Source organism: Streptomyces sp. NPDC029138, from assembly GCF_055564375.1.
The window spans coordinates 44675-69834 of sequence record NZ_JBVHWM010000026.1; the positions used below are offsets into that span (position 1 = coordinate 44675).

A 25160-nucleotide genomic window follows, 5' to 3' on the forward strand; every position below is an offset into this window, starting at 1 on the left:
CCCTGCACTGGGTGCTGCGCGGCCATCAGCGGGGCAGCCGTACGCCGTGCAGCCGCCCGCCGGGCAGGTGAGTGCTGTCCGCCCCGCAGCCGCCCGCGCCGCAGCCGTACGCCGGGTAGCCGTACGCCGGGCAGGCGGGTGCTGTGCAGGAGCGCCCCGCAGCCGCCCGCCGGGCAGGTGAGTGCTGTGCAGGAGCGCCCCGCAGCCGCCCGCCGGGTAGCCGTACGCCGGGCAGGCGGGTGCTGTGCAGGCCCGCCCGCAGCCCTCCGCCGGACAGCCACGCGCCGGGCAGCCGTGCCGAACAGCGCCCGCCGGGCAAGCGTGTGCCGCGCAACCGCCTGTCGGGGAGCCTCCCTCCGCCCTCCTGGCCGCCGTACCGCCTCCCGGCCGCCGTACCGCCCCCCGGCCGCCGTACCGCCTCCCGGCCGGCCGTACCGCCCTCCCGGCCGCCGTACCGCCCCCGGGCCGCCTCCCGCCCGCCGCGCCGGACCGTTGCCCCCGGCCCCGCCCCGGCGCTCTCAGTCCTCCGGCACCCGTTCCAGCAGGGCCACCGGCAGTCGGCCCACGAGGTCCGCCACGGGGGCGTGGCCGGTGAACTCTCGGCCCGGTGTCAGGACGTCCGCCCATCGGCCCGGCGGGAGCGGGAGACGGGTGTTCCGCCAGCCGCCCGCCTCCGTGAGCCGCAGGGACAGCCGGGTCACCGCCGTGACCACCGCACCGGAGCGGGCGAACGCCAGGCAGTGGTCGGCCGCCGGGCCCTCGGCCGTCAGCGGGTCGTACGACGCGCCCGCGCCGAAGGCGTCCGGGCGCCGGGCGCGCAGCCGCAGCGCCGCCGCCGTCAGCGCGGCTTTCTCGCCGGGCGCCTCCGGCGGGAACGCCACAGGGCGCCGGTTGTCCGGGTCCACCAGCGACCGGTACTCGCCCTCCGTGCCCTGGTACACGTCCGGCACCCCCGGCATCGTCAGATGGACCAGCGCGGTGCCGAGGACGTTGGCCCGCACGTACGGCTCCAGCGCCTTCCGGAACGCCGCCACGCGCTCGCCGGGCGGCCCGCACGGCCCGGCCGCGACGAAGGACGCCACCGCCTCCTCGTACGGCGGCTCCTGCTCCGTCCAGCTGGTGTACATGCCCGCCTCGCGCACATGCTTCAGCAGCGCCCGCTGCACCCGTTCCTCGTCGGCCGGACCCAGCCCGAACACCGTCTGCCAGGCCGCCCAGGCCAGCTGTCCGTCCGGCACGCCCTCCTCGGGCAGGGTCACCTCGGCGAGCAGCTCGGCCCAGCGGTCCGGGCACTCGGTGAGCACGGCCAGCGCGGCGCGCACGTCCGCGCTGCGCTTGGTGTCGTGGGTGGAGACGACCGTGCCGGTGAGCGGCCACTCGCGCTGCACGCGCGCGCAGTACGCGTGGAACTCCTCCGGGGACACCCCCGGGCTGCCCGGATCGCCGCCCACCTCGGTCGCCGACAGCAGCGGCACATAGCGGTAGAAGGCCGTGTCCTCGACCGACTTGGCGCGCAGCGCCGACGCGGTCTGCGCGAACCGGGTGCGGAACTCCACCCGGTCGGCGTGATCCGGCGCCGACGGCTCGCCGGGCGGCTCGACCAGCAGCCGGCGGACGATGCCGACGGCCTCGGCCTCCTCGGGCACCACGAAGGCCAGCCGGGCCTCCTCGGCGGCCCCCTCGGTGATCACCGCGGAGGCGTCGCCGGAGGAGTACGGCCGGTAGACCCGCATGCGGACCAGCAGCTCCTCCACGGCCGTACGCAGTGCCCAGGGCGCGCGGTCGCGCAGCGAGAGGTCGGGCGAGGTGGCGCACAGCCGGGCCGCCACCCGGGTGAGCCGGTCCGTCTCGGTGGCCAGCTCGTGCGTGAGGACCTTGTACGCGGCCCGTCGGACCGTGGCCTCCCAGTTGCCGCCCCGGTCCGTCTGCGGCGCGGCGAACGCGCGGTAGCGGCCCAGCAGTTCGTACGCTCCGGTGCGGTCCGTGAACAGGCCGTCGACGTGCCGCAGGGCGTCGTACCCCGTGGTGCCCGCGACGGGCCAGGAGGCCGGCAGGTGCTCGCCCTCGGCCAGGATCTTCTCCACGACCGTCCAGCGCCCGCCGGTCGCCTCGTGCAGCCGTGCGAGGTAGCCGTCGGGGTCGGCGAGGCCGTCGGGATGGTCGATCCGCAGCCCGTCGAACACGCCCTCCGCCAGCAGCCGCAGGATCGTGCCGTGGGTGGCGTCGAACACCTCCGGGTCCTCCACCCGCAGCCCGATCAGCTCGGAGATGCTGAAGAACCGCCGGTAGTTCAGCTCCGTGCGGGCCAGCCGCCACCACACCGGGCGGTACCACTGGGCGTCCAGCAGCTGAGGCAGCGGCAGGTGCTCGGTGCCCGGGCGGAGCGGGAAGGCGTGGTCGTGGTAGCGCAGCACGTCGCCGTCGACCACGAGGTGTGCCAGTTCCGAGCCGACCGGGCCGCCGAGCACCGGCAGCAGCACCCGGCCGCCCTGCGCCTCCCAGTCGATGTCGAACCAGCGCGCGTACGGCGACCCCGGCCCCTCCCGCAGCACCTCCCACAGGGCGGGGTTGTGCCGGGGGGCCAGCGCCATGTGGTTCGGCACGATGTCCACCACCAGGCCGAGGCCGTGCTCGTGCGCCGTACGCGCCAGCGCGCGCAGCCCCTCCTCGCCGCCCAGCTCCGCGCGCACGCGCGTGTGGTCCACGACGTCGTAGCCGTGCGCGGAGCCCGGGACGGCCTCCAGGACGGGGGACAGATGCAGGTGCGAGACGCCGAGCGACGCCAGGTACGGTACGGCCGCTTCGGCGGCGGCGAACGGGAACGCGGGCTGGAGCTGTAGTCGGTAGGTGGCCGTGGGCACCCCCGGTCCGGGTCGCGCAGAAGTCATGGGAAGCTACGTACCCCGCTCGACGTCTTTCGTGTCATCGGCCTGTGCCCGTTCACGCACGCGTGTCCCGATTCCAGGGGCGTCCTACGCCGGCCGTTGCAGCACCGTCAAGCTGCGGTCCGGCAAGGTGAGCCTGTCGCCGGCCGCCACCTTCGCGCCCGATCCCGGTGGGACCCCGTCCGGACGGGACGTGTCGACGACCACCTGCCACTGGCGGCCGTGGTCGACCGGTACCAGGAAGTCCAGCGGCGTGGGGGAGGCGTTGAACATCAGCAGGAAGGAGTCGTCGGTGATGCGCTCCCCGCGCGGGCCGGGCTCGGAGATGGCGTTGCCGTTCAGGAAAACGGTCAGCGCGGAAGCCTGCGCCGAGTTCCAGTCCCGTTGCGTCATCTCGCCGCCCTCCGGGGTGAACCACGCGATGTCGGACAGATCGTCGTGGGTGCCCTCCACCGGGCGGCCGTGGAAGAAGCGCCGCCGGCGGAGGACGGGATGGTCGCGGCGCAGCCACACCATCGCGCGCGTGAACTCCAGCAGGTCGCTCTCCAGGGACTCCGGCCAGTCCACCCAGGACAGCTCGTTGTCCTGGCAGTAGGCGTTGTTGTTGCCGCGCTGGGTGCGCGCGAACTCGTCGCCGTGGCTGATCATCGGCACGCCCTGGGACAGCATCAGCGTGGCGATGAAGTTCCGCATCTGCCGCGCGCGCAGTCGCAGCACCTCCGGGTCGTCGGTCTCGCCCTCCGCCCCGCAGTTCCAGGACCGGTTGTGGCTCTCGCCGTCCCGGTTGTCCTCGCCGTTGGCGGTGTTGTGCTTCTCGTTGTACGAGACGAGGTCGTGCAGCGTGAAACCGTCGTGGCAGGTGACGAAGTTGATGGAGGCCAGCGGGCGGCGGCCGTCGTCCTGGTAGAGGTCGGAGGAGCCGGTCAGCCGGGAGGCGAACTCGGCGAGCGTGCGCGGCTCGCCCCGCCACAGGTCCCGTACCGTGTCCCGGTACTTGCCGTTCCACTCGGTCCACAGCGGCGGGAAGTTTCCGACCTGGTAGCCGCCCTCGCCCACGTCCCACGGCTCGGCGATCAGCTTCACCTGGGAGACCACCGGGTCCTGTTGCACCAGGTCGAAGAACGACGACAGCCGGTCCACCTCGTGGAACTGCCGGGCCAGGGTCGCCGCGAGGTCGAAGCGGAAGCCGTCGACGTGCATCTCGGTGACCCAGTACCGCAGCGAGTCCATGATCAGCTGAAGCACGTGCGGGGACCGCATGAGCAGCGAGTTCCCGGTGCCCGTGGTGTCCATGTAGTAGCGCGGATCGTCCGCCAGCCGGTAGTACGACGGGTTGTCGATGCCCTTGAAGGACAGCGTCGGGCCCAGGTGGTTGCCCTCGGCGGTGTGGTTGTAGACCACGTCCAGGATGACCTCGATCCCGGCCTCGTGCAGCGCCCGGACCGCCGACTTGAACTCCAGCACCTGCTGGCCGCGGTCGCCCCAGGAGGCGTACGCGTTGTGCGGGGCGAAGAAGCCGATGGTGTTGTAGCCCCAGTAGTTGTTCAGGCCCATGTCGACCAGCCGGTGGTCGTTCACGAACTGGTGTACGGGCATCAGCTCGAGCGCGGTTACCCCGAGCTTGGTCAGGTGTTCGATGACCGCCGGGTGGGCGAGGGCCGCGTAGGTGCCGCGCAGCTCTTCCGGGAGCCCCGGGTGACGCATGGTCAGGCCCTTGACGTGGGCCTCGTAGATCACCGTGTGGTGGTACTCGGTGCGCGGCGGGCGGTCGTCGCCCCAGTCGAAGTACGGGTTGATCACCACCGACGTCATGGTGTGCGGCGCCGAGTCCAGGTCGTTGCGCCTCTCGGGGGCGCCGAAGTGGTAGCCGTACACCTCCTCGCCCCACCGGACCGACCCGCTGATCGCCTTCGCGTACGGGTCGAGCAGCAGCTTCGCGGAGTTGCAGCGCAGCCCGCGCCCGGGGTCGTACGGGCCGTGCACCCGGAACCCGTACCGTTGTCCCGGCATCACGCCCGGCACGTACGCGTGCCGTACGAACGCGTCGCTCTCGCGCAGTTCCACCGCCGTCTCCGAGCCGTCGTCGTGCAGCAGACACAGCTCTACTCGGTCCGCGGCCTCCGTGAAGACCGCGAAGTTGGTTCCGGCGCCGTCATAGGTGGCGCCGAGCGGATACGCCTCTCCAGGCCAGACCTGCATGGATACGACTCTCCCAGGTGTGCCGTCCGCCGGGGGCCGCCTTGGCCCCGAGTCTCGTCCGAAAGTGAGGCAACCTCCCGTGGCTCACCCGCCCTCTTACCCAGTGACCAGTGCGCACGGCGGTTCTGGTACCCGCCGTGTGCCGAACCAGCGGGGCAGATGCGTACTCCCGGGGACCAGGGGGAGTAGGGGGAAGATGTGCGTGAGACAGTCCACCGCCATCTGGGCAAAGTACTGACCGGTGCGGCCCTCGCGGCGGCGGGGACCGCCGCGATGGTCGCTGTCACCTTGCCGGGCACGGCGGGAGCGGACGACTCCGGAGGGGCCGGCGGCGGTACGCGGGCCGCGCGGCAGGCCGGGCAGGGCCCGGACGCCGCACCGCCCGGCGTCGTGGAGCAGGCACCCGCCGAGGAGAAGCAGGGCACGGGCCGTGACCCGCTCACCGACGACGAGATGCGGCGGGTCGAGAAGATCGCCGTGGCGGGACAGCTTTCGGCCACGGCCCGGGACGTCGACGGCGACCGGGGACCGCAGCGGCTGAGCGTCGACCTCGCCGAGCCGGAGGCCGCCGAGGCGGACGACCCGGACGCGCCACGACGCGCCGACGTGACCTTCTACGACTACAAGAACGACACACTCGTCACCAGGACCGTCGACCTGAAGACCGGAAAGGTCGAGCAGACCGGCACCCAGCACGGCGTCCAGCCACCGCCGGGCCGCGCCGAGAACGCCGAGGCGGCCCGGATCCTGATCGCCGACCCGCTGGGCGCGGGCCTCAGGGCGGACTACAAGGACGCCACCGGCAAGGAACTCACCTCGCCGGACCAGCTGGAACTGAGCGGCGGGATCTACGAGGCCTCGCCGGGCGCGCAGCCCGCGGTGCTCGGCAAGTGCGGCGCGCACCGGTGCGTGCGGCTGTTCTCCAAGGTCCGCAACGGGCCGTGGATCGACACCCGGGATCTCGTGATCGACCTGAGCGCCCGCAAGGCCGCCGCCCTCGACCGCGGCTGACCGGCCGCCACCGACCTTCACACCCGTACCTCCGGTAAGGGAGTCACCCCTTCATGCCCGAGAAGCACCTGTCCGGTGGGACCCGGCCGCGCGCCCTCGGCCGCGCCGCCCGCACGACCGCGGCCGTCGGAGTGTCCCTGGCCGCGCTGGCCGCCGGCGCGACGACGCTCGCCGGCCCGGCCGCGGCCCGGCCGCAGACCGCGCCCGCCGCGGCTGCCCCCGGTTGCAGCGCCGCCTACACGATCGAACAGAAGCTGACCACCGGCACGACCTGGCGGATGTGCTGGCGCTACGACAGCAAGGCCGGCCTCGTCCTGGAGAACATCTCCTACCAGCCCAAGGGTGAGGCCAAGCCGATCAAGGTCCTCAACAGCGCCAGACTCGGCCAGATCCACGTCCCGTACGACGACGGGAAGCACGAGTACTTCGACCTGACGGGCCAGGACTTCGCCCAGGAGCTGATGGAGCTGTCGCCCGGCGAGTGCCCCGGCGGCACCATCAAGACGGTCAAGGTCCCGGACGGCGACCCGCGCCACCCGAACGTCAAGGGCCTGTGCGCGACCACCCGTTCGCGTGGCCACGCCTACCGGATGCACGACCTCCTCCAGCCGGACAGGACCTACCAGCAGCAGGGCAAGGACCTGCTGGTCTACACGGTCAACCAGGTCGGCTGGTACGAGTACATCACCGAGTGGCGCTTCCAGGACGACGGCACGATCAGCATGAACGTCGGCGCGACCGGCAGCCTGTCCTTCGAGGACTACAACGCCCAGGACGGCCGCGGCTGGCCCATCGGCAAGGGCGCCAAGGACTACTCGACCAGCCACAGCCACAACGTCTTCTGGCGGCTCGACTTCGGCCTCGACGGCTCGTCGAAGACGAAGGTCGAGCAGTACGACTCCACCGTCAGCGCCCCCGCCGGGCGGGAGGGGCCGACCGCCAGGACAACCCGCACCAAGGTCGGCAAGGAACTCGCGGGCGACTACAAGACCTACCGCTGGTGGCGGGTGGTCAGCGCGGCCGGCAAGAACAAGGACGGGCATGCCCGTTCGTACGAGCTGGTCCCCGGCCCCACCACCAAGTACCCGGGCCGCGGTTTCACCAAGCACGACATGTACGTCACCGAGTACGACAAGTGCGAGCTGTTCGCCAGCAACAACCTGAAGTGCCCGACCGGCCACCCGAAGTCCGTCGACAAGTGGGTGGGCGGCCAGGCCCTCACCCACCCCGTGGTCTGGATGAACGTCGGTTTCCACCACATCGCCCGGGACGAGGACCAGCAGCCCATGCCGGTGCACTGGCAGGGGTTCTCCATCGCCCCGCGGGACGTCACGGCTATGAATCCGCTCACTCCGAAGGAGTTGGCATGGCAGAACGGACACTGGGAATGGCGTAGTTGAGCACAGCAGTCGGGAAACCGACCTGTCCATCCGGCTGCACCGCCGACCGCTCGCGGAGTACCCTTCCTTGATCGTTGAGACGGGAAAGGCCCGGGGGAGCGGAAGGCGGTGCACGGGTGGGCTCGGGAGGGCTGGAGCTGCCTCCTGGTGACGAGGGTCACGAGGGGAACTCCACAGACGTCCCGCCCGGCGCGGTGTCCCTGGCCCGGCCGATGGACGCGGGTTCCATCGGACCGGAGCTGGACTGGGACGCCGACGCCTGGCGTGAGGTGCGCACCCGCGCCCAGCGGGCCGGCCGGGCCTACATCTGGCTGAACCTCGTCGAACAGCGGCTGCGCGCGGTCGTGGCGGCCGTGCTGCGGCCCATCTACGAACCGGTCCACGGTGACGAGTGGGTGGTCGCCGCGGCCGGCCCTGCCGGGCAGGAATGGGTGCAGCGCGCGGTCGCCGTCCGCGAGGTCAGTCGCCGCAAGGGCTACCTGCTGGACCCGGCCGACGACAACGTGCTCAGCTTCCTCACCCTGCCGCAGCTGCGCGAACTGGTGGTGCAGCACTGGCCGTGCTTCGAGCCGTACTTCGACGAGCGCCGGGACCTCGAACTCGCCCTGGACGAGCTGGAGGTCACCCGCAACGTCGTCTCCCGCAACCGGGCCCTGTCCGAGGCGGTCCTCAGCCAGGCCGAACGGGCCTCCGCCCGGCTGCTGGAGATGCTCGGCGCGGGCGGAGACGTGCCCTCGGCGCGCCGGCTGCCCGTCGACGCGGTCGAGGACCTGGTCGGCGACCGGTACGCCGACGTCGTCGCCGTCCACGCCGACCGGGTTCGGCTGCTGCGCCGGTTCCCGGCCGAGGACATCTTCGGTGGCGCCCGCCGGCTCGACGCCATCGGCATCGGCCTCAACCTGCTGGTGCAGAACTTCTCCGGGCGGCGCCTGATCCGGCTCGCCGAGAGCGGCTGCCGGGTACGGCTGCTCTTCCTCAACCCGGCCTCCAGCTCGGTCAAACGCCGCGAACGCGAACTCGGGATGAAACGGGGCGAACTGAGCCGCTCGGTGGAGATGAACATCCTGCACATGCGCCGGGTGCGGTCCCGGCTGCGCGACCCGGGCGCGTTCGAGATCCAGGTGTACGACGAGACACCGCGCTTCACCGCCTACCTGGTGGACGGCGACGGCGCCGACGGCATCGCGGTGGTGCAGTCCTATCTGCGCGGGGCGCGGGGGATGGAGTCGCCGGTGCTGGTGCTGCGCAACGGCAGTCGGCTGGTCAAGTCGGACGATGTGGGCGAAGCCGGTCTCTTCCCGACATACCGCGAGGAGTTCGAGCTGGCTTGGGCGGATTCGCGCCCGGTGTCGTAGGCGGTCGGGGCCGGGAAGCGGAATGCCATCGTCTGATTGTCAGTGCCGCGTGCGATGGTGGAGGCCACTGGGGGAAAGCACCACCAAGAAGGGGGGCCGCCCATGGGCTGGCACCGGGAGTTGCTGATCGGCTTCGACCTGGAGACGACCGGGACCGATCCGCGCGAGGCGCGCATCGTCACGGGCGCCGTGATCGAGGTCAGGGCCGGTGAGCCCATGGGGCGCCGGGAATGGCTGGCCGATCCGGGCGTGGAGATCCCGGCCGACGCGGTCGCCGTGCACGGCATCAGCAACGAACGCGCGACGGCCGAGGGCCGTCCGGCCGACCGGGTGGCCGACGCCATCGCCGACGTCCTGGTGTCGTACTGGAAGACGGGCGTTCCGGTCGTCGCCTACAACGCGGCGTTCGACCTCACGCTGCTCTCGGCGGAGCTGCGGCGGTACGACCTGCCGTCCCTGACCGACCGGCTGGGCGGCACCCGGCCCGCCCCGGTCATCGACCCGTACACCATCGACCGCTGGGTCGACCGCTACCGCCGCGGCAAACGGAACCTGGAGGCGGTCTGCGCCGAGTACGGCATCGTCCTCGACGCGGCCCACAACGCCACCGCCGACGCCCTCGCCGCGGCGCGGCTCGCGTACGCGATAGCCGACCGCCACCCGAAGATAGCGTCCCTGGGCCCGGCGGAACTGCACCGCCGCCAGATCGAGTGGTACGCGCAGTGGGCGGCGGACTTCCAGGCGTTCCTGCGGCGCAAGGGAGAGGCGGACGCGGTGGTGGACGGCGCGTGGCCGCTGCGGGAGTTGGCGGCGGGCGCCCGGTCCGCCTAGCTGCGGGAGGCAGCCCGTAGCGCCGGGCTGCGCAATCCGTCCGGTGCCGGGCTCCTGTCGGTGCCGGGTCGCGCCATCCGTCAGAACGGATACCAGCGCACCGTCTCGTCCCCGTCCCGCAAAGACGCCACCCGGCGCCGGAACTCGGCCAGCGCCTTCGGGTTGGACGGCGCGTGCTGGGAAACCCACGCGCAGCTGGCCGTCTCGCGGGCGCCCCGCAGGACCGCGCAGCCCTCCCACTCCCGCACATCCCACCCGTACGCCTCGGTGAAGGAGTCGTACGCCTCGGCGGGCAGCCCGTACCGGTCGCGGGAGAGAGCCATGACCACCAGATCGTGCTCGCGCAGATCGGCGGAGAAGGTCTCCAGGTCGACCAGGACCGGCCCGTCCGGCCCGACGTGCACATTGCGGGGCAGCGCGTCCCCATGGATCGGCCCCGGCGTCAGACGCGGCGTCAGCGCCGCCGCCTGCGCCGCGAAGCCGTCGCGGCGCGCACGGAGATAGGCCGCGTCATCAGGGTCGATCGCGTCGCCCGCGAGCCGCAGCCAGCGTTCCACACCGCCCAGCAGATCTCGGGGCGGCAACCCGAAGGGAGGGGAGGGAAGTGCGTGCACCCTGCGCAGCAGCACGGCAAGATCCCGCGGCTCGGCCGGCCGTACGGGATCCGGCAGCCGGTGCCACACGGTCACCGGGTGGCCGTCCACCAGCAGCGGCTTCACCTTGGCCGCCCGCACCGCCGGTACGCCCGCCTCGGCCAGCCAGCCGGCGATGGCCAGCTCGCGCTCGGCCCGCGCCAGCAGCTCCGCGTCCCGGCCCACCTTCACCACCAGGTCGCCGGCCGCGAACACCGCGTTCTCACCGAGGGCCAGGAGCCGCGCGTCCCGGGCCGGGTCCGGCAGCACTCCCGCCGCGGCCAGTACGTCCCGCGCGCGTGCCTCGTCCATCGTCGTGCCTCCGTGCCGTCTTCCCGTGCCGTGTCCGTCCGGTCCTCGGCCAGTCTCGCATTCGCCCAGGTCGGCCACCGTGCGCGGGCCGGGCCGTCGTGCGCGGTCCCTTGACGGGGTACCGGGCCTTCACGACCATGAACACGCCAACCGGAGCAGGCAAAGGGGCTGATTCCGTGACAGCAGTGGCCGAAGCGCGGACACCACCGGCCGAAGCGCGGCGGCCGGTCGGTCGCCGCGTCGCCGATCGCGGCGCCTGGTTCCTGGTCCTGCCCGCCCTCATCCCGATCCTCCTGCTCAGCGTCGGCCCGCTGCTCTACGGCATCCTGCTGGCCTTCACCGACGCCCAGTCCGGCCGGACGGCCGCCACCCGGTGGATCGGCGCCCTCAACTTCCGCGACCTGCTGCACGACACCCTGTTCTGGGAGTCGTTCCGGATCGGACTGGTCTGGGCGGTCGGCGTGACCGTGCCCCAGTTCCTGCTGGCGCTGGGCCTGGCCCTGCTCCTGAACCAGGACTTACGCCTGCGCGGCCTGGCCCGCGCTCTCGCGATCGTGCCCTGGGCGATGCCCGAGGTCGTCGTCGGCATCATGTGGCGGCTCGTCTACAACCCGGACGCCGGTGTCCTCAACGAGACCCTGCGCGACCTCGGCCTCGGCGCCGGCCGGGACTGGCTGAGCGGCCTGGCCACCGCGCTGCCCGCGGTGATCGTGGTCGGTGTCTGGGCGGGCCTGCCGCAGACCACGGTCGCCCTGCTCGCCGGACTACAGAACGTCCCGCGTGAACTCCACGAGGCGGCGGCGGTCGACGGCGCGGGCGCCTGGCGCCGCTTCCGCACGGTCACCTGGCCCGCGCTCAGACCGGTGGCCCTCGCCATCACCGCGCTGAACCTGATCTGGAACCTCAACTCCTTCGCGCTGGTCTACGTCCTCACGAACGGCGGACCGGGCGGCAGGACCCGGCTGCCGATGCTCTTCGCCTACGAAGAGGCCTTCCGCTACGGGCAGTTCGGGTACGCGGCGGCGATGGGCTGCGTACTGGTCGCGGTGGTATCGGTGCTGCTCGCGGTGTTCCTGGCCGGCCGACTGCGGGGCGGTGACGAGGGATGAAGACCTCGGGTACCTCGCGCACTTCACGCACTTCGCGGGCCTCGCGCACCCAAAGGAGCCGCAGCGCCGCCCGCGCCGGCCAGTACGCCGCCCTCCTCGGCTACCTGCTCTTCCTGGCCTTCCCCTTGCTGTGGCTGCTGTCCACCGCGCTCAAGTCCCCCCGCGAGCTGGGCAGCCCGCACCCCACCTGGATCCCGCGCCACCCGACCCTGGCCAACGTCCGGCAGGCCTTCGCGGAGCAGCCGCTGGCTCACGCCGCCCTGAACTCCCTGCTGGTGGCGCTCGGCACCGCCGTCGTCGCCGTACTGATCGCGACCCCGATGGCCTACGTCATAGCCCGGCACCGCACCCGGCTGGCCCGGGCCGCCACGGGGTGGGTGGTGGTCAGCCAGGCGTTCCCGTTCGTACTGGTGATCATCCCGCTGTTCCTGGTGCTGAAAAACCTGCGGCTGATCGACTCGCTGATCGGACTGGTGCTGGTGTATGTGGTGTGGGCGCTGCCGTTCGCGCTGTGGATGCTCGCCGGGCACGTCCGGGCGGTGCCCGCCGAACTGGAGGAGGCGGCGGCCGTGGACGGCGCCGGGCGCGTGAGAACGCTCGTGTCGGTGACGGCGCCGCTGCTCGCACCCGGCATCGCGGCGACGGCTCTGTTCGCGTTCGTCACCGCGTGGAACGAGTTCTTCTTCGCGCTGGTGCTGCTCAAGAGCCCCGGGAGACAGACCCTCCCGGTGGTCCTCACCCACTTCATCGGCGCGGAGGGCGTGGCCGACCTCGGCCCGCTGGCCGCCGCCGCGTTCCTCGCCACCCTGCCCTCCGTGGCCGTCTTCGCGCTCGTCCAGCGGCGGATCACGGGCGGACTGCTCGCCGGGGCGGTGAAGCGCTGATGCGGACCAGAATCGCCCCGGCGCTCGTCGTCCTCCTGCTGCTCCTCGCAGGCTGCTCCTCGGGCGGCGGCACGGACGGCGGCCCGATCACCCTGCGTTTCCAGTCCCTGGCCTGGCAGCAGGAGTCCGTCGCCGCCAACAAGGAGCTGGTGAAGGAGTGGAACGCGGCTCACCCGGACGTCAAGGTCGAGTACGTCCAGGGCAGTTGGGACAGTGTGCACGACCAGCTGCTCACCTCCTTCGAGGGCGGTGAGGCCCCCGACGTCATCCATGACGCCTCCGACGACCTCGCCGACTTCGCCTACGGCGGCTACCTGGCCGACCTGACCGGCCTGCTGCCCGCCCGGCTCAGGTCCGACATCCCGGAGAGCAGCTGGGAGACGGCCACCTTCGGGCGCGGCGTGTACGGCGTGCCGTTCCTCCAGGAACCCCGGGTGCTGATCGCGAACGCCGACCGGCTGCACGCGGCGAAGGTACGCATACCGACACCGGAACACCCGTGGAGCTGGGCGGAGTTCCGGCAGGTGGCCAAGCGGCTCAGCGGGCCCGGGCGGTACGGCGTGGCCTGGCCGCTGAAGGAGCCCGTCTCCGCCACGCTGAACCTGTCCCTGTCGGCGGGTGGCCGGCTGTTCCACCGGGGCGCGGACGGCAAGGTCACCGTACGGTTCACGGCCGGGGACGCGGTCGTGCCACGCACCGTGCACGACCAGGTCGCCGTGGACCACAGCGCGCCCGCCTCCACGCTCGGCAGCGGCGGCTCGGACACCCTGCCCGGTTTCTTCGGCGGCCGGTACGCGATGGTCCCGCTGGGCTTCTCCTACCGCCAGCAGATCGCGCAGCAGGCGCCCGAGGGCTTCCGCTGGGAGGTGCTGCCCGCACCGGCGGGCGCCGACGGGCTCACCCAGGGCGTCAGCCCGCAGACCCTGTCCGTCTCCGCCGACTGCCCGCACAAGAAGGAGGCGGTCGCGTTCGTCGACTTCCTGCTGCGGCCGGAGAACATGGTCCGCCTCGCACTCGGCGACTGGATGCTGCCCACCGGAACCCAGGCCCTGAAGGACCCGGCCCTGCACACCACGGAGAACGGCTGGGCGACCGGTACCGCCCTCGCGGCCCGACTGCGCCCGGCGCCCGCCCAGTCCGTGCGCGGCTACCCGGAGTGGAAGGACAAGGTGGCCACCCCGGCCTACCAGGAGTACTACAGCGGCGCCATCGGCCTCGCCGAGCTGCGCCGCCGTCTGGAGAGAGACGGCAATCTGGTGCTGGCCCGCTACCAACGCTGAGCGCGGCTACCAACGCTGAGCAGGGCTGCCAAGGCTCAGCGCGGCTACCAACGCTGAGCCCGGCTGCCAACGCTGAGCCCGGCTGCACGGCCCGCGCGGAGCTGCCGGCCTGAGCCGGGCTCAGGCCGGCCCGGACGCGCCGCCCGGCCGGGCCAGGAAATCGATTGAACGAGACGTCTCGTCTCGCCTAGCCTCCCGGACATGACCGCACCCGCCCACATCGCCATGTTCTCCATCGCCGCCCACGGCCACGTGAACCCCAGCCTGGAGGTGATCCGTGAGCTGGTCGCCCGGGGCCACCGCGTCACCTACGCCATCCCGCCGGCCTTCGCCGACAAGGTGGCCGCCACCGGGGCCCGGCCCGTGCTCTACACCTCCACCCTGCCCGGCCCGGACGCCGACCCCGAAGCCTGGGGGAACACCCTGCTGGACAACGTGGAGCCGTTCCTGGACGACGCGATCCAGGCGCTCCCGCAGCTCATCGAGGCCTACGCCGACGACATCCCCGACCTCGTCCTGTACGACATCACCTCCTACCCGGCCCGCGTCCTCGCCCACCGCTGGGGCGTCCCGGCGGTGTCGCTCTCCCCGAACCTCGTCGCATGGGAGGGCTACGAGGAGGAGGTCGCCGAGCCGATGTGGGCGGAACCGAGGAAGACCGAGCGCGGACAGGCGTACTACGCCCGGTTCGAGGCGTGGCTGGCCGAGAACGGGATCAGCCAACACCCGGACGTTTTCGCCGGCCGCCCCGAGCGCTCCCTGGTGCTCATCCCGAAGGCGCTCCAGCCGCACGCCGACCGGGTGGACGAGCGCGTCCACACCTTCGTCGGTGCCTGCCAGGGCGACCGCGCCGACCAGGGCGACTGGCAGCGGCCCGCCGACGCGGAGAAGGTCGTCCTGGTGTCGCTCGGCTCGGCCTTCACCAAGCAGCCCGCGTTCTACCGTGAGTGCGTGCGCGCCTTCGGCGACCTGCCCGGCTGGCATGTCGTCCTCCAGGTCGGCCGGCATGTGACCCGCGCCGAGCTGGGCGACGTACCGGCCCGTGTCGACGTGCGCAGCTGGGTGCCGCAACTGGCGATCCTGCGGCAGGCCGACCTGTTCGTCACGCACGCGGGCGCCGGCGGCAGCCAGGAGGGGCTGGCCACCGGGACGCCGATGATCGCCGTACCGCAGGCCGTCGACCAGTTCGGCAACGCCGACATGCTCCAGGGGCTCGGGGTCGCCCGGCACCTGCCCGCCGAGGAGGCCACCGCCGACCGCCTCCGCGAGGCCGCCCTCGCCCTGGTGGACGACCCGGAGGTCGCGCGCCGGCTCAAGGAGGTGCGGGGGGAGATGGCCCAGGAGGGCGGGACCCGGCGGGCGGCCGACCTCATCGAGGCCGAACTACCGGGCCGCCGCCCGAGGTAGGCGGCCGTCAGAGGTACGCCGTGGTGTCGAGCCGGGCAGACTCCGCCTGTCCATCTGGTTCCCCCCGTGATCGGCGTACCTGTCCGCACAGCGAGAGCACGGACAGGGCCCGTCGGTTCCCAGGGGAACCGACGGGCCCCGCGTCAACGGGCGGAATCAGACAGTCAGCCGCTCGCCCCGGTCGGGCACCGGCGTCGCCACCGGCTCCGGGGACTCGTCGTGGGTGAGGTCCGGCAGGCGGTGCAGCCACTTCGGCAGGTACCAGTTGCGCTCGCCGAGCAGCGCCATCACCGCCGGCAGCAGCACCCCGCGGATGACCGTGGCGTCGATCAGGACGGCCGCGGCCAGGCCCACGCCCATCTGCTTCATGGACTGCATGGACAGCGTGCCGAAGATCGCGAACACGGCGACCATGATGACCGCGGCGCTGGTGACGACCCCGGCCGTGGTGACCACGCCGTGCCGGATCGCGTCCTTCGTCGTACGGCCGCGCATCCGGGCCTCGCGGATCCGGGAGACGACGAACACGTGGTAGTCCATCGACAGCCCGAACAGGATCACGAACAGGAACAGCGGCAGCCAGGTGACGATCGCGCCGACGCCCTCCGCGCCCACCAGCGAGGCACCCCAGCCGTGCTGGAAGACGGCGACGAGGATGCCGTAGGCGGCGGCCACCGACAGCAGGTTGAGCACGATCGACGTGACCGCGACCGTCAGCGAGCGGAACGACAGCAGCATCAGCAGGAAGGCGAAGACGACCACGAACACGAAGACCGGGACGACGGAGCCCATCAGCTGGTCGTTGAAGTCGTTGTTGCCCGCGACCTGCCCGGTCACCGGCGCCCGCACGCCGTCGACCTTGCCGAGCGTGGCGGGCCGCACCTCGTCGCGCAGCTTCTCCAGGCTCCGCGTGGCCCGGTCCATGTCGGAGCCGCCGACCAGCGGCACGGACACCAGTGCCACGTTCCGGGCGTCGTACACCTTGACGTCGACCGGGCCGCGCGAGGCGCCGGAGGCGACCGCCTGCTTCTTGAAGTCGGCCAGGGCCTGCCGGACTTCGGGGGCGTCGATGTCCTCGGCCTTGACGACGACCTCAGCCGGTTCGCTGCCGCCCGGGAAGGCGTCGTTGATGCGGTTGTACGTCTGCACGATCGGCAGTGAGTCGCCGAACTCCTGGTCCAGGGTGAGCTGCTGGGTCTTCATGCCGAGCGCGGGCGCGGCGATCGCCAGCAGCGCGCCGGCCGCGACGACGACCGAGACCAGCGGCTTGGCCAGCACGCCCCGCAGCACGGCCGTCCAGAACCGGCTGTCTCCGTTCCCTGTGCGCTTCCGGCGGCGCAGGAACGGAAGCCGCCCCTTCTCGACCCGCTCGCCGAGCAGCGACAGCAGCGCGGGCAGCACGGTCACCGAGCCGACCATGGCGACGGCCACCACCATCAGCGAGGCCAGACCCATCGCCTCGAACTCGGCGAGCCCGGTGAACAGCATGCCCGCCATCGCCACGCACACCGTGACACCGGAGACGATGATCGCCCGGCCGCTGGTCGCGGCGGCGATCCGGAGGGCGGTGCCCGCGTCCCGGCCGGCCTCCCGCTCCTCGCGCTCCCGGCGCAGATAGAACAGGCAGTAGTCGACGCCGACGGCCATACCGACCAGCAGCATCACGGAGTTGGCGGTGTCGCTCATCGGCTGGAGGTGGCTGACCAGCCCCATCAGGCCCATCGTCGCCATGATCGCGGTGATCGCGAGGGCCACCGGCAGCAGCGCGGCCACCAGCGCGCCGAACGCGATCAGCAGGATGCCGAGGGCCACCGGCACCGCCGAGTACTCGGCCTGCTGGAAGTCGTCCCCGAAGGCGTCCTTGTACTGCTTCTGCATGCTGGCGCCGCCGATCTCCTCGATCCGCAGCGAGTCATGGCCCTTCTGCACCCCGGCGACGGCCTTCAGTACCGGCTCGATCCGGTCGGCGGCCGTCTCCGCGTCACCGCGCAGGTCGAACTGGACCAGCGCGCTGCGGCCGTCCCGGGAGACGGTGTGCGTGTCGTACGGCGAGGTCACACCCGTCACCTTGCCGGTGCCCTCGACGGCCTTCACCACGTCGGCGACGGCCGCGCGGAACCGCGGGCTGGTGGCCTTGACGGCGCCGCCCTTCGACTGGATCAGGACCGTCTCCCCGGCCGGCTCCTTGATCCCGGCGTCATCGATGATCTTCGCGGCGGTGTGCGTCTCGCCCTTGAGCTGATCGCTCTCGTTCACGTCGACCCGGCCCGCCGCCGAGCCGAGCCCCATCGCCAGGACGACGAACAGCACCCATATGCCGACGGCCGCCCAGCGGTGCCGGGCGCTCCAGCCGCCGGCGCGGGCGGCCAGCCCCCGCACGCGCACCTCTGTGTTCCCCATGACGGGTCTGCCCCCTCGTGTGCGGTGACGGCCCCCTGCCGCCACGTCTGCGCTTGCTCCTGTTCGACGGTAGGGGCCGGATAAAGCCATCTCGTCGTACCGCCCGGTGAACCGCGCGGGGTCCGGATCACCGCTGGGGAGGACGGCGGCCCCTTACATCTATCGCCGGTTCTCGGGGGCGGCTCTCAGGGGCGCGGTGTCCGATCCGCCGTCAGGGACCCCCTTTGTCATTACGAAAACTTGTTGAACAAGTCACAGCTGCGGAGAGGAGTTGAACCCGACCCCGCCGATCAGCCAGAGTTTCGCCCAACCCGGCCCGCGCCCAACCCGGCCCTCGCCGGACCCGGCCGTCGTGCCCGCCCCCACGGGGCACGACGGCCGCACCACACCCTCACCGCCGGGCCGGACGTGTGTGCGAGGCTCTGCCCCATGCGCTACATCATCATCGGGGCCGGCGCGGTCGGCGGTACTGTCGGCGGGCGGCTGGCCCAGGCCGGGCGGGAGGTCGCCCTCGTCGCCCGTGGCACGCACCTGGCCGCCCTCAGTGAGCACGGGCTGCGACTGCGGGTTCCGCAGGGAGAGTTGACGTACCGGCTGCCCGCCGTCGACGGGCCGGGACCGCTCGGCGAACTGCGCGCCGACGACGTCCTCGTCCTCGCCGTGAAGACCCAGGACACCGTGGCCGCCCTGGACACCTGGGCCGACGTGCCCGTCGCGGGCGGCGGCACGGCGGCCGAACTGCTGCCGCTGGTCTGCCTCCAGAACGGCGTCGAGAGCGGCCGGCTGGCGCTGCGCCGCTTCCGGCACGTGTACGGCGTCTGCGTCTGGCTGCCGTCGGCGTTCGTGGAACCCGGAGTCGTCTCCGCCGCCGGCAGCCCGCTCACCGGCGTCCTGCATCTCGGCCGTCTCCCGCACGGCACCGACGACACCGCCCGCCGGATCGCCGCCGACCTCGCGGACGCGCACTTCGAGGCGCCGGTGGTGCCCGACGTGGCGCGCTGGCAGTACGCCAAGCTGCTCGGAAACCTCGGCAACGCGCTGGAAGCGGTCAGCGGGCCGGTGACGACCGAGGAGGCGCAGGCCCTGTTCGCGCGCGTGCGGGCCGAGGGCGAGGCCGTGCTGGACGCCGCCGGCATCCCCTACGCCGGTGCGGCGGAGCAGCGCGCGGCCCGCGGCGACAAGGTCACCCTGGTCCCGCTGGACGGGGCTCCCCGCGGCGGCGGCTCCTCCTGGCAGTCCCTCGTCCGGGGCACCGGCACCATCGAGGCGGACTACCTCAACGGCGAGATCGTCCTGCTCGGCCGGCTGCACGGCGTCCCCACCCCGCTGAACGAACTGCTGCAAGGCCTCGCCAACCGGTTCGCGCGCGAGCGCCGGGCGGCGGGTTCGCTGCCGGTCGCCGAACTGGTCCGACTGGCCGACGAGGCGGTGCGACGCGTGACCGCTGTCTGAAATGGGCCATACAAAGGGATGGGTATTGGGTCGGGATTCTGGGCCACCGGCGCACTAGCGTCGGCGCCATGACGCACAGCAGCACCGACATGGACCCGGTCACCACCGCCACCGCCACCGCCGCCCCGGCCCGGGTCGACTTCTTCTTCGACCCGGCCTGTCCCTTCGCCTGGATCACCTCCCGCTGGCTGCTGGAGGTCGAGCGGCTGCGCCCGCTCGACCTCCGGTTCCGGGCGATGAGCCTGTACCTGCACAACACCGGAAACGAACTCCCCGACTGGTATCGGGACTTGGTGGACCGCTCGATCGGGCCCGTGCGGGTCGCCGTGGCCGCCGCCGAACGGAACGGCGAGAAGGTGCTGCGCGCTCTCTACACCGCGTTCGGCACCCGCATCCACGACCGGGGCGTCCAGGACTTCGACACGGTGATCACCGAGTCGCTGGCCGAACTCGGCCTCCCCGCCGACCTGTCGGCCGCCGCGCACGACCCGTCGTACGACGACGCGGTCCGCCGCAGCCACACGGCCGGCGCCGAACCGCAGACCGGCGGCTACGTCGGCACGCCCACCCTTCACATCGACGGCACCGTGTGGTTCGGACCCGTGCTGCGCGCCGTCCCGCGCGGTGCCGAGGCGGCCGAACTCTTCGACAGTTTCCGGGTACTGGCCCGGCACCCCGACTTCTTCGAACTGAAGCGCACCCGCACCGGCGCGCTCCGGTTCGACTGACCCGAAGCAGGGTTGGCCGATAAACGTCCCTCCGGCGGGCCGGCCGCGCCGCACGTGTGACACGGCGGCACCGGCCGGCGCAGAACCAAGAGCCGCCGCGGTCCGACGTCACAGGGGAGCGCCGGACCGCGGCGGCCGTTACCACACGACCGTCCCCCGGCACCGCCCGTCACCGAACCCGGCGACAAACCCGCGGGGTTGTCCCTAGGGTGAACCGCGCGGAAGGCCTGAGGGGGACGGACGGATGAGTGTGACGGGCAGACCATTGCCGTCATTGCCGCAGTACCGCAAGGACGGGGTGACCCGGCGCCTGAGCGCCTCGGTGCACCTCGACGACGACTTCGCCCTGTACGCCGACCGGCTGCTCACCGGAGACCGGCTCAACGCGATCGGGCTCAGTCTCAACATCAACTTCGTCGCCCTCGCCCGGCACGCGCGCGTGGCCACCCGCCGCCGGGCCGCCCTGGACCGCCGGCTCGCCTGCCTCCAGATGGCCGTACCCCTCGCCCTCCTCGTCGGACTCTGGGGGCTGGTCAACGGACACCGATCACTCGGATGGGTGGCGATTTTCGGCCCTCTCGGCGCCTACGCGATCGCCTGGACACTGGTCCGCCACACCCAGGCGCGCAGCCGCGTCATGGCACGGGAGGTGTTCCTCTCCGCCGAGAAACCCGAGCAGACCGCACCCCCGGTGGAACCGGAGGCCGAGGCCGCGCTGCACGACCTCAAGCGCGCCAACGTCCTGCCCTACGCCGACGAGGCCGCCTACACCAAGCCGTTCGTCGGCAGCGGCGACAAGATCAAGGAAGTCGTCTGGCAGCCCATCGACATCAGCAGGCCCGCCGACGCCCCGGGCGGCGGGAAACTGCCGATGCGCCCGTTCGACGTCATCGACCTGCACACCTACGTGGCACGGCACATGGAGAACATCTCCGGGCTCCAGGGGCTGCGGGCCAGGAACCGGCTCTACGTCCTCGGCGGCAACGCCCACCTCATACCCGAGCTGGTGCCCGACCCCACCCGGCGGCCCCGCGCCCAGATCCCCAAGCAACTCGTGCAGGCCGGCCTCCAGACACCGGGCGCGGGCATGCGCACCCACCTGTGCCTGGAACGCGTCGGCGAGGGCGGCCGGCTCATCGTCTCCATGTACCTGCGGGCGATCCTCCAGCACCCCAGCCTGACCTGGGAGGTGGCCGCCTACGCCATACCGCCGCTGGACGGCCGTTTCTACCGCGTGGACCGGCTCCCGGTCGCCCCCTGGGAACGCTGGTGGGACCTGTTCCGCTACGCCACCCGCCGCACCGGCCCGGAACTGCGCGGCGCCCTCGGCCGCATCCTGCGGCGCCACCGCTGGCAGAGCGACCACGACAGGGCGCTGACCAGGACCCGCCGCGCGATCACCAAGCAGCACGTCCGCCACGACTACGGCGCCACGGGAAGCCTGCGCGAGGACCTCGGCGCCTGGGACGAGGCCGGCTACATCGAACGCACCGACGCGCAGGACTTCCTGTTCCGGCTCCAGCAGGGCGTGCTGACCGCCACGGAACGTTTCCTGCGGGACCACAACATCGACACCAGTTCCTTCGACAAGGCCGTACAGGTCATCAACACGCAGACCTACAACATCGGTAACGTCAGCGGTCCCAGCAACTTCGGCGCCCACGGGACGATCCTCCTGGGCGGGCAGCAAGGGCCCGGACCCCAGGGCGGCCCGGGAGCCCAGGGCGGCCCCGGTCCCGCGGGTTCAGGCCCGCCCGCGCCGAAGCCGTAACCCCATCCATCCGACGGCTCCTCCGGTCCGGGGTGAGCCGCCGGGAAGCGAGGACAGGACATGAGCACCTACAACTTCGGCAACGTCAACGGCCCCGCCAACTTCGGCGACCACGGCCAGATCCAGATCAACCACGCCCACCCCGACCTGCCCACCATGATGGACCTCGCCCAGCGGCTCACCGACACCCTGCGCGTCGAGTACCCGGAACTGGTGCCCCAGGGGCAGATCATCGAGGCCCAGTTCCAGGAGTCCGCCGACGACGGCCTGCCGCCGAACCGCGGCCGGATCCGCTCCGCGCTGGAGACGATCGCCATCGCGGCGTCCGCCGGCACCGGCAGCCTCGCCTTCACCCAGCAACTCATCAACGCCCTCGGGCTGTGACCGGCCGAAGCCCCGCCGCCACGGGGCTTCGGCCGAGGGACGTCACCGGGCCCGCACCACCGCCCGGACCCCGCCGCCGAGGTCCAGGTCGAGCCCCGACCGCAGCGGCACCGTCTGACCGGGCTCGATCTTCTGCACGGTGCCGTCCGAGCGGGTGCCCGTCCAGGTCTCCCGCGAGCGGTTGGCGAGCCCGAACCGCCCCGGCTTCTTGGGGTGTTCGACCAGCTCCGCGACGAGCGCCGCATCCGAACAGTCGTGCCGCGTCGGTTCCGGCAGCAGATGGTGGGCCTGGACCCGGGCGGCGCGGCGCAGCCGGATGTGGTGCTCGGTGCGGGGCGGGGGAGTGGTCACCGTCAGCCGTGGCGGCAGCACCAGCCGGGTCCGGCAGCCCCAGCAGTCCCGTGGCGGCGGGTTCTCACCCGGCTCGGTCATGTTCTGCCGCCCGCACGAGGCGCACTCGACAACCGCGTCCAGCACCGCCCGCAGCGCGTCACGCCACTCCGACTCCCGGACCCGGGCGGCCGGATCGCGCAGCCCCGTCGTGAACGACCGCCGGAACAGCTCCCGCAGCCGCTCCGCCGCCGCGTCCCAGGTCGCCAGCACGGTCGCGTGCTCCAACGGATCCGGCGCGTTGGCGTCGTCCGCCGGGTCGAACACGAACAGCGGGCTCTTGCCGTACAGCTTGCGCTCCGCCGCCTCGTCCAGGCAGTGGATGCCCAACTCGCGCCTGCCCTTGAGCGGGTGATGGTTCATCAGCAGCATGAAGAGCAGTACGGCGAGCGAGTGCAGGTCGGACTGGGTGCCGGGGCGCGCGCCCGGGTCCGCGCGCACCAGCTCGGGCGCCATGAACTCCATGGTCCCCGAGATGCCGCTGGCGTCGCCCTCCACCACCGCGTTGTCGTTGTCGCAGACCAGGACGTCACCGGTGTCCGGGTCGAAGAAGATGTTCCCCCAGGAGATGTCCCGGTAGGCGATGCCCCGCGAGTGCAGCGCCTGATAGGCCTCCACCGTGTACAGGCAGGCCGTCAGCAGCGCGCGCGGGCTGGTGCGCAGCTGCCGCCGGAACAGTGCCGGAAGGCCCTTGTAGCGGTCCGGGCGCAGCCCCATCAGATAGCCGAACGAGCCGCGGTGTTCCGGCACGAAGGCCTCCGGCCACAGGAACCGGTCGTCGGCGAAGTCCCGGGTCACCAGCTCCCGGACGATCGCCTCCTGGCCGGCGGTCGCGCAGGTCGGGTAGTACCACTTCAGGGCCCGTTCCCCGTCCGGCGTCCGGACCCGGTACACCTCGCCCTGGCCGCCCGCGCCGAGGAAGTCGAGGATCTCGACGTCGTCACCGTTCTCCGCCGCGAGGTGCGTCCCGCCATCGAGCATGCCGCTCATCTACGTCTCCGTTGTCCGTTCCGTGTCCACCTCGCCGCCGGCCGGGCCGGGTGGCGTCTGTGCGTCCGTCGTACCGGGCTCCGTGGGGGCGCCGGGAGCGTCGGGAGCGCCCGGGGTGTCGGCCGCGCCGGGTGCCGCTGAGGAGTCCACCGAAGCCGGGGCGTCCACCGGGGCTGGGGCGTCGGCCGCGGTCTCCGCCGGGCGTACCGCCGCCGCCAGGGTCGTGTCGTCCCCGGAGTAGCGGGACGCCTGGGTGAGCCAGTCCGGCAGGGCCTCGCGGACGCCCGCGCTGCCCTCCGCGGCGAGCCGCCCGGCCAGCCCGGTGACGAACTCGCGGTACCCGTCGCCCGACGCGAAGCTCTTCGACAGGCCGTCCGTGGAGAGGACGACCAGCCGGGGCGCCCGCGCCTCCTCGAACACCGGCGCCCAGTGCATCCGCATCGCCCGCCACGCCTCCCGCCCGCACAGCGACTCCGTCTCGTCGCCCAGATCCTCCTCGGCGGGTGCGAGCGGCCGGACCAGTGTGCCGTCGTGTTCGACCACCGCGAGGTCCCCGTCGCCGATCTGCCAGGCCACGAACAGCCACGGCGTGAGCACCGCGCCGATCAGCGTGGTGCCGTACAGCACCAGCTTCTCCTCGGTCCCCGGCTCCCGGGAGGCCTCCTCCACGACCGGGCGGTTCCGGTCCCAGTGGCCGAGGGCCTCCTGCCGCCACTCGTGCACCAGGGCCCGCGGGAAGTCGTCCCGGGCGTACGTCATCAGCCGTGCCAGCCGCCCTGGCTCATGGCAGTCGTGCGCCGCCCGCCCGAAGGCGGCGGCCAGCGCCAGGAACCGGTCCACGGCGAACCGCGCGCCCAGCGCGCTGCGCGCGTGCACCGCCGAACCGTGCCCGTCGGCCACCGCCAGCACCAGCGGCTCCGTACCGGACCCGGTGCCCTGGCAGGCGTACCAGTCCTGGTTGCGGTGCTTGCCGACGCCCTGGACGCTGTCGGCCAGCGTCTCCCACCGTCGCACCCCGAGCGTCACCACACGTCGTCGTCATCGTCGTCGTCCAGCACCGGCGGCGCGTACGGCTGCTTCGCCGTGCTCACCCCGGGCCCGTCACCGGCGACCGGCTGGGAGGCCGCCTTCACGGCCGCCGTGGACGCCCATCGGATCGCCGCCGCCAGCTGCTTGGGGCTGTTGGCGTCCAGTGGTTGCAGCTCCGGGTTGCCGAGGAACTCCTGGAGCACCCCGCGGTCCGCGTCCGTGCCGATCGCGATGGCCACCCGGACCGCCTTGCGGCCCCAGGGGGTGGCGTCCACGGCCTTCAGGCCCGCCTTCCAGTCGTCGGTGGGCACGCCGTCCGACACCAGCGCCAGCACCGGCTTCAGCGCCCGCTGCGGCATCGGCGGGGTCTGTAGCTCGCGCGCCACCAGGTGCAGCGCCTCGCCTAGGTTGGTCATGCCGTCGACCTGTACGTCCTGCCAGGTGAAGTCGTCCACCGGGACCGGCGTCTGGTGGTGCCACTGCGCGGTCGTGGAGAAGGTGACCGTGCGCAGCAGCAGTTGGGCCGCGGGGTTGTCGTGGGCCACCGACCGCATCTCCGGAACGGCTTCTCTGATCGCGTAGTTGAGCTTGGCGATCTTCTCGCCCTGCATCGAGTACGAGCAGTCGAGCAGCCAGATGAAGTGGACCGGCCGGTTGGCCATCGGCCCGCCGGGAATGTCACTCACGCCGCAGTTCCTTTCATGTGAGAGG

Annotated in this window: 19 protein-coding genes and 1 pseudogene; 12 read left to right on the top strand and 8 right to left on the bottom strand. The window is 72.3% G+C overall.

Features of this window, described 5'->3' with window-relative positions; all coding sequences use genetic code 11:
* Window positions 1-25: 25 nt before the first annotated feature.
* From ACZ4WH_RS21180 to glgX, 3 genes are all read right to left on the bottom strand, one after another.
* Window positions 26-334: a hypothetical protein gene (locus ACZ4WH_RS21180; RefSeq protein WP_468182596.1), complete on the bottom strand. Its 309-nt coding sequence runs from the start codon at window positions 332-334 to the stop codon at window positions 26-28.
* A 184-nt stretch (window positions 335-518) separates the two neighbouring features.
* Window positions 519-2888 carry a malto-oligosyltrehalose synthase gene (gene treY, locus ACZ4WH_RS21185; protein ID WP_468182598.1) on the bottom strand — a complete coding sequence of 790 codons (2370 nt, stop codon included), beginning with the start codon at window positions 2886-2888 and terminating at the stop codon, window positions 519-521.
* Between the two features lie 84 nt (window positions 2889-2972).
* Window positions 2973-5084: a glycogen debranching protein GlgX gene (gene glgX / locus ACZ4WH_RS21190; RefSeq protein WP_468182600.1), complete on the bottom strand. Its 2112-nt coding sequence runs from the start codon at window positions 5082-5084 to the stop codon at window positions 2973-2975.
* A gap of 198 nt (window positions 5085-5282) precedes the next feature.
* Between glgX and ACZ4WH_RS21195 the strand changes: the two genes are divergently transcribed.
* The 4 genes from ACZ4WH_RS21195 (at window position 5283) to ACZ4WH_RS21210 (ending at window position 9681) form a co-directional block, all read left to right on the top strand.
* The gene (locus ACZ4WH_RS21195; RefSeq protein ID WP_468182602.1) at window positions 5283-6095 is read left to right on the top strand and encodes a Tat pathway signal sequence domain protein; all 813 of its coding nucleotides are present in this window, start codon (window positions 5283-5285) and stop codon (window positions 6093-6095) included.
* Window positions 6096-6148: 53 nt separating this feature from the next.
* Entirely contained in the window at window positions 6149-7495 is a 1347-nt protein-coding gene (locus ACZ4WH_RS21200) for a copper amine oxidase (RefSeq protein ID WP_468182604.1), read from the top strand.
* A 116-nt stretch (window positions 7496-7611) separates the two neighbouring features.
* Window positions 7612-8850: an SAV2148 family HEPN domain-containing protein gene (locus tag ACZ4WH_RS21205; RefSeq protein ID WP_468182606.1), complete on the top strand. Its 1239-nt coding sequence runs from the start codon at window positions 7612-7614 to the stop codon at window positions 8848-8850.
* Between the two features lie 102 nt (window positions 8851-8952).
* Window positions 8953-9681, top strand: a complete 729-nt coding sequence (locus ACZ4WH_RS21210; RefSeq protein WP_468182608.1) for an exonuclease domain-containing protein — start codon at window positions 8953-8955, stop codon at window positions 9679-9681.
* Window positions 9682-9761: 80 nt separating this feature from the next.
* Here ACZ4WH_RS21210 and ACZ4WH_RS21215 read toward each other — a convergent pair whose 3' ends face one another.
* On the bottom strand, window positions 9762-10625 hold the full coding sequence (locus ACZ4WH_RS21215; RefSeq protein ID WP_468182610.1) for a phosphotransferase enzyme family protein: 864 nt from the start codon (window positions 10623-10625) through the stop codon (window positions 9762-9764).
* 176 nt (window positions 10626-10801) lie between these two features.
* Here ACZ4WH_RS21215 and ACZ4WH_RS21220 point away from each other — a divergent pair, with 176 nt between their 5' ends.
* The 4 genes and pseudogenes from ACZ4WH_RS21220 (at window position 10802) to mgt (ending at window position 15305) form a co-directional block, all read left to right on the top strand.
* Window positions 10802-11734, top strand: a complete 933-nt coding sequence (locus tag ACZ4WH_RS21220) for a carbohydrate ABC transporter permease (protein ID WP_468182612.1) — start codon at window positions 10802-10804, stop codon at window positions 11732-11734.
* Window positions 11731-12618: a carbohydrate ABC transporter permease gene (locus ACZ4WH_RS21225; RefSeq protein ID WP_468182614.1), complete on the top strand. Its 888-nt coding sequence runs from the start codon at window positions 11731-11733 to the stop codon at window positions 12616-12618. The genes ACZ4WH_RS21220 and ACZ4WH_RS21225 overlap by 4 nt, the downstream gene beginning before the upstream one ends.
* Entirely contained in the window at window positions 12618-13898 is a 1281-nt protein-coding gene (locus ACZ4WH_RS21230; protein ID WP_468182616.1) for an ABC transporter substrate-binding protein, read from the top strand. The genes ACZ4WH_RS21225 and ACZ4WH_RS21230 overlap by 1 nt, the downstream gene beginning before the upstream one ends.
* Before the next feature lie 164 nt (window positions 13899-14062).
* Window positions 14063-15305 (top strand): annotated as a pseudogene (gene mgt / locus ACZ4WH_RS21235) (macrolide-inactivating glycosyltransferase).
* A gap of 156 nt (window positions 15306-15461) precedes the next feature.
* On the opposite strand, the gene ACZ4WH_RS21240 reads toward mgt, so the two are convergent.
* Entirely contained in the window at window positions 15462-17705 is a 2244-nt protein-coding gene (locus tag ACZ4WH_RS21240) for an MMPL family transporter (protein WP_468182618.1), read from the bottom strand.
* Between the two features lie 429 nt (window positions 17706-18134).
* Between ACZ4WH_RS21240 and ACZ4WH_RS21245 the strand changes: the two genes are divergently transcribed.
* From ACZ4WH_RS21245 to ACZ4WH_RS21260, 4 genes are all read left to right on the top strand, one after another.
* Window positions 18135-19157, top strand: a complete 1023-nt coding sequence (locus tag ACZ4WH_RS21245; RefSeq protein ID WP_468182620.1) for a ketopantoate reductase family protein — start codon at window positions 18135-18137, stop codon at window positions 19155-19157.
* Between the two features lie 68 nt (window positions 19158-19225).
* Entirely contained in the window at window positions 19226-19885 is a 660-nt protein-coding gene (locus tag ACZ4WH_RS21250; RefSeq protein ID WP_468182622.1) for a mycothiol-dependent nitroreductase Rv2466c family protein, read from the top strand.
* A gap of 274 nt (window positions 19886-20159) precedes the next feature.
* The gene (locus ACZ4WH_RS21255) at window positions 20160-21656 is read left to right on the top strand and encodes a hypothetical protein (protein WP_468182624.1); all 1497 of its coding nucleotides are present in this window, start codon (window positions 20160-20162) and stop codon (window positions 21654-21656) included.
* 60 nt (window positions 21657-21716) lie between these two features.
* Window positions 21717-22040, top strand: a complete 324-nt coding sequence (locus ACZ4WH_RS21260) for a hypothetical protein (RefSeq protein WP_468182626.1) — start codon at window positions 21717-21719, stop codon at window positions 22038-22040.
* A gap of 42 nt (window positions 22041-22082) precedes the next feature.
* Here the strand turns inward: ACZ4WH_RS21260 and ACZ4WH_RS21265 are convergent, their stop codons facing one another.
* The 3 genes from ACZ4WH_RS21265 to ACZ4WH_RS21275 are packed head-to-tail and all read right to left on the bottom strand — an operon-like array spanning window position 22083 to window position 25111.
* Window positions 22083-23420: a protein kinase domain-containing protein gene (locus ACZ4WH_RS21265; protein WP_468182628.1), complete on the bottom strand. Its 1338-nt coding sequence runs from the start codon at window positions 23418-23420 to the stop codon at window positions 22083-22085.
* Window positions 23421-24434: a protein phosphatase 2C domain-containing protein gene (locus ACZ4WH_RS21270; protein WP_468182630.1), complete on the bottom strand. Its 1014-nt coding sequence runs from the start codon at window positions 24432-24434 to the stop codon at window positions 23421-23423.
* An 8-nt stretch (window positions 24435-24442) separates the two neighbouring features.
* Window positions 24443-25111: a vWA domain-containing protein gene (locus ACZ4WH_RS21275; RefSeq protein WP_468182694.1), complete on the bottom strand. Its 669-nt coding sequence runs from the start codon at window positions 25109-25111 to the stop codon at window positions 24443-24445.
* Between the last annotated feature and the right edge of the window lie 49 nt (window positions 25112-25160).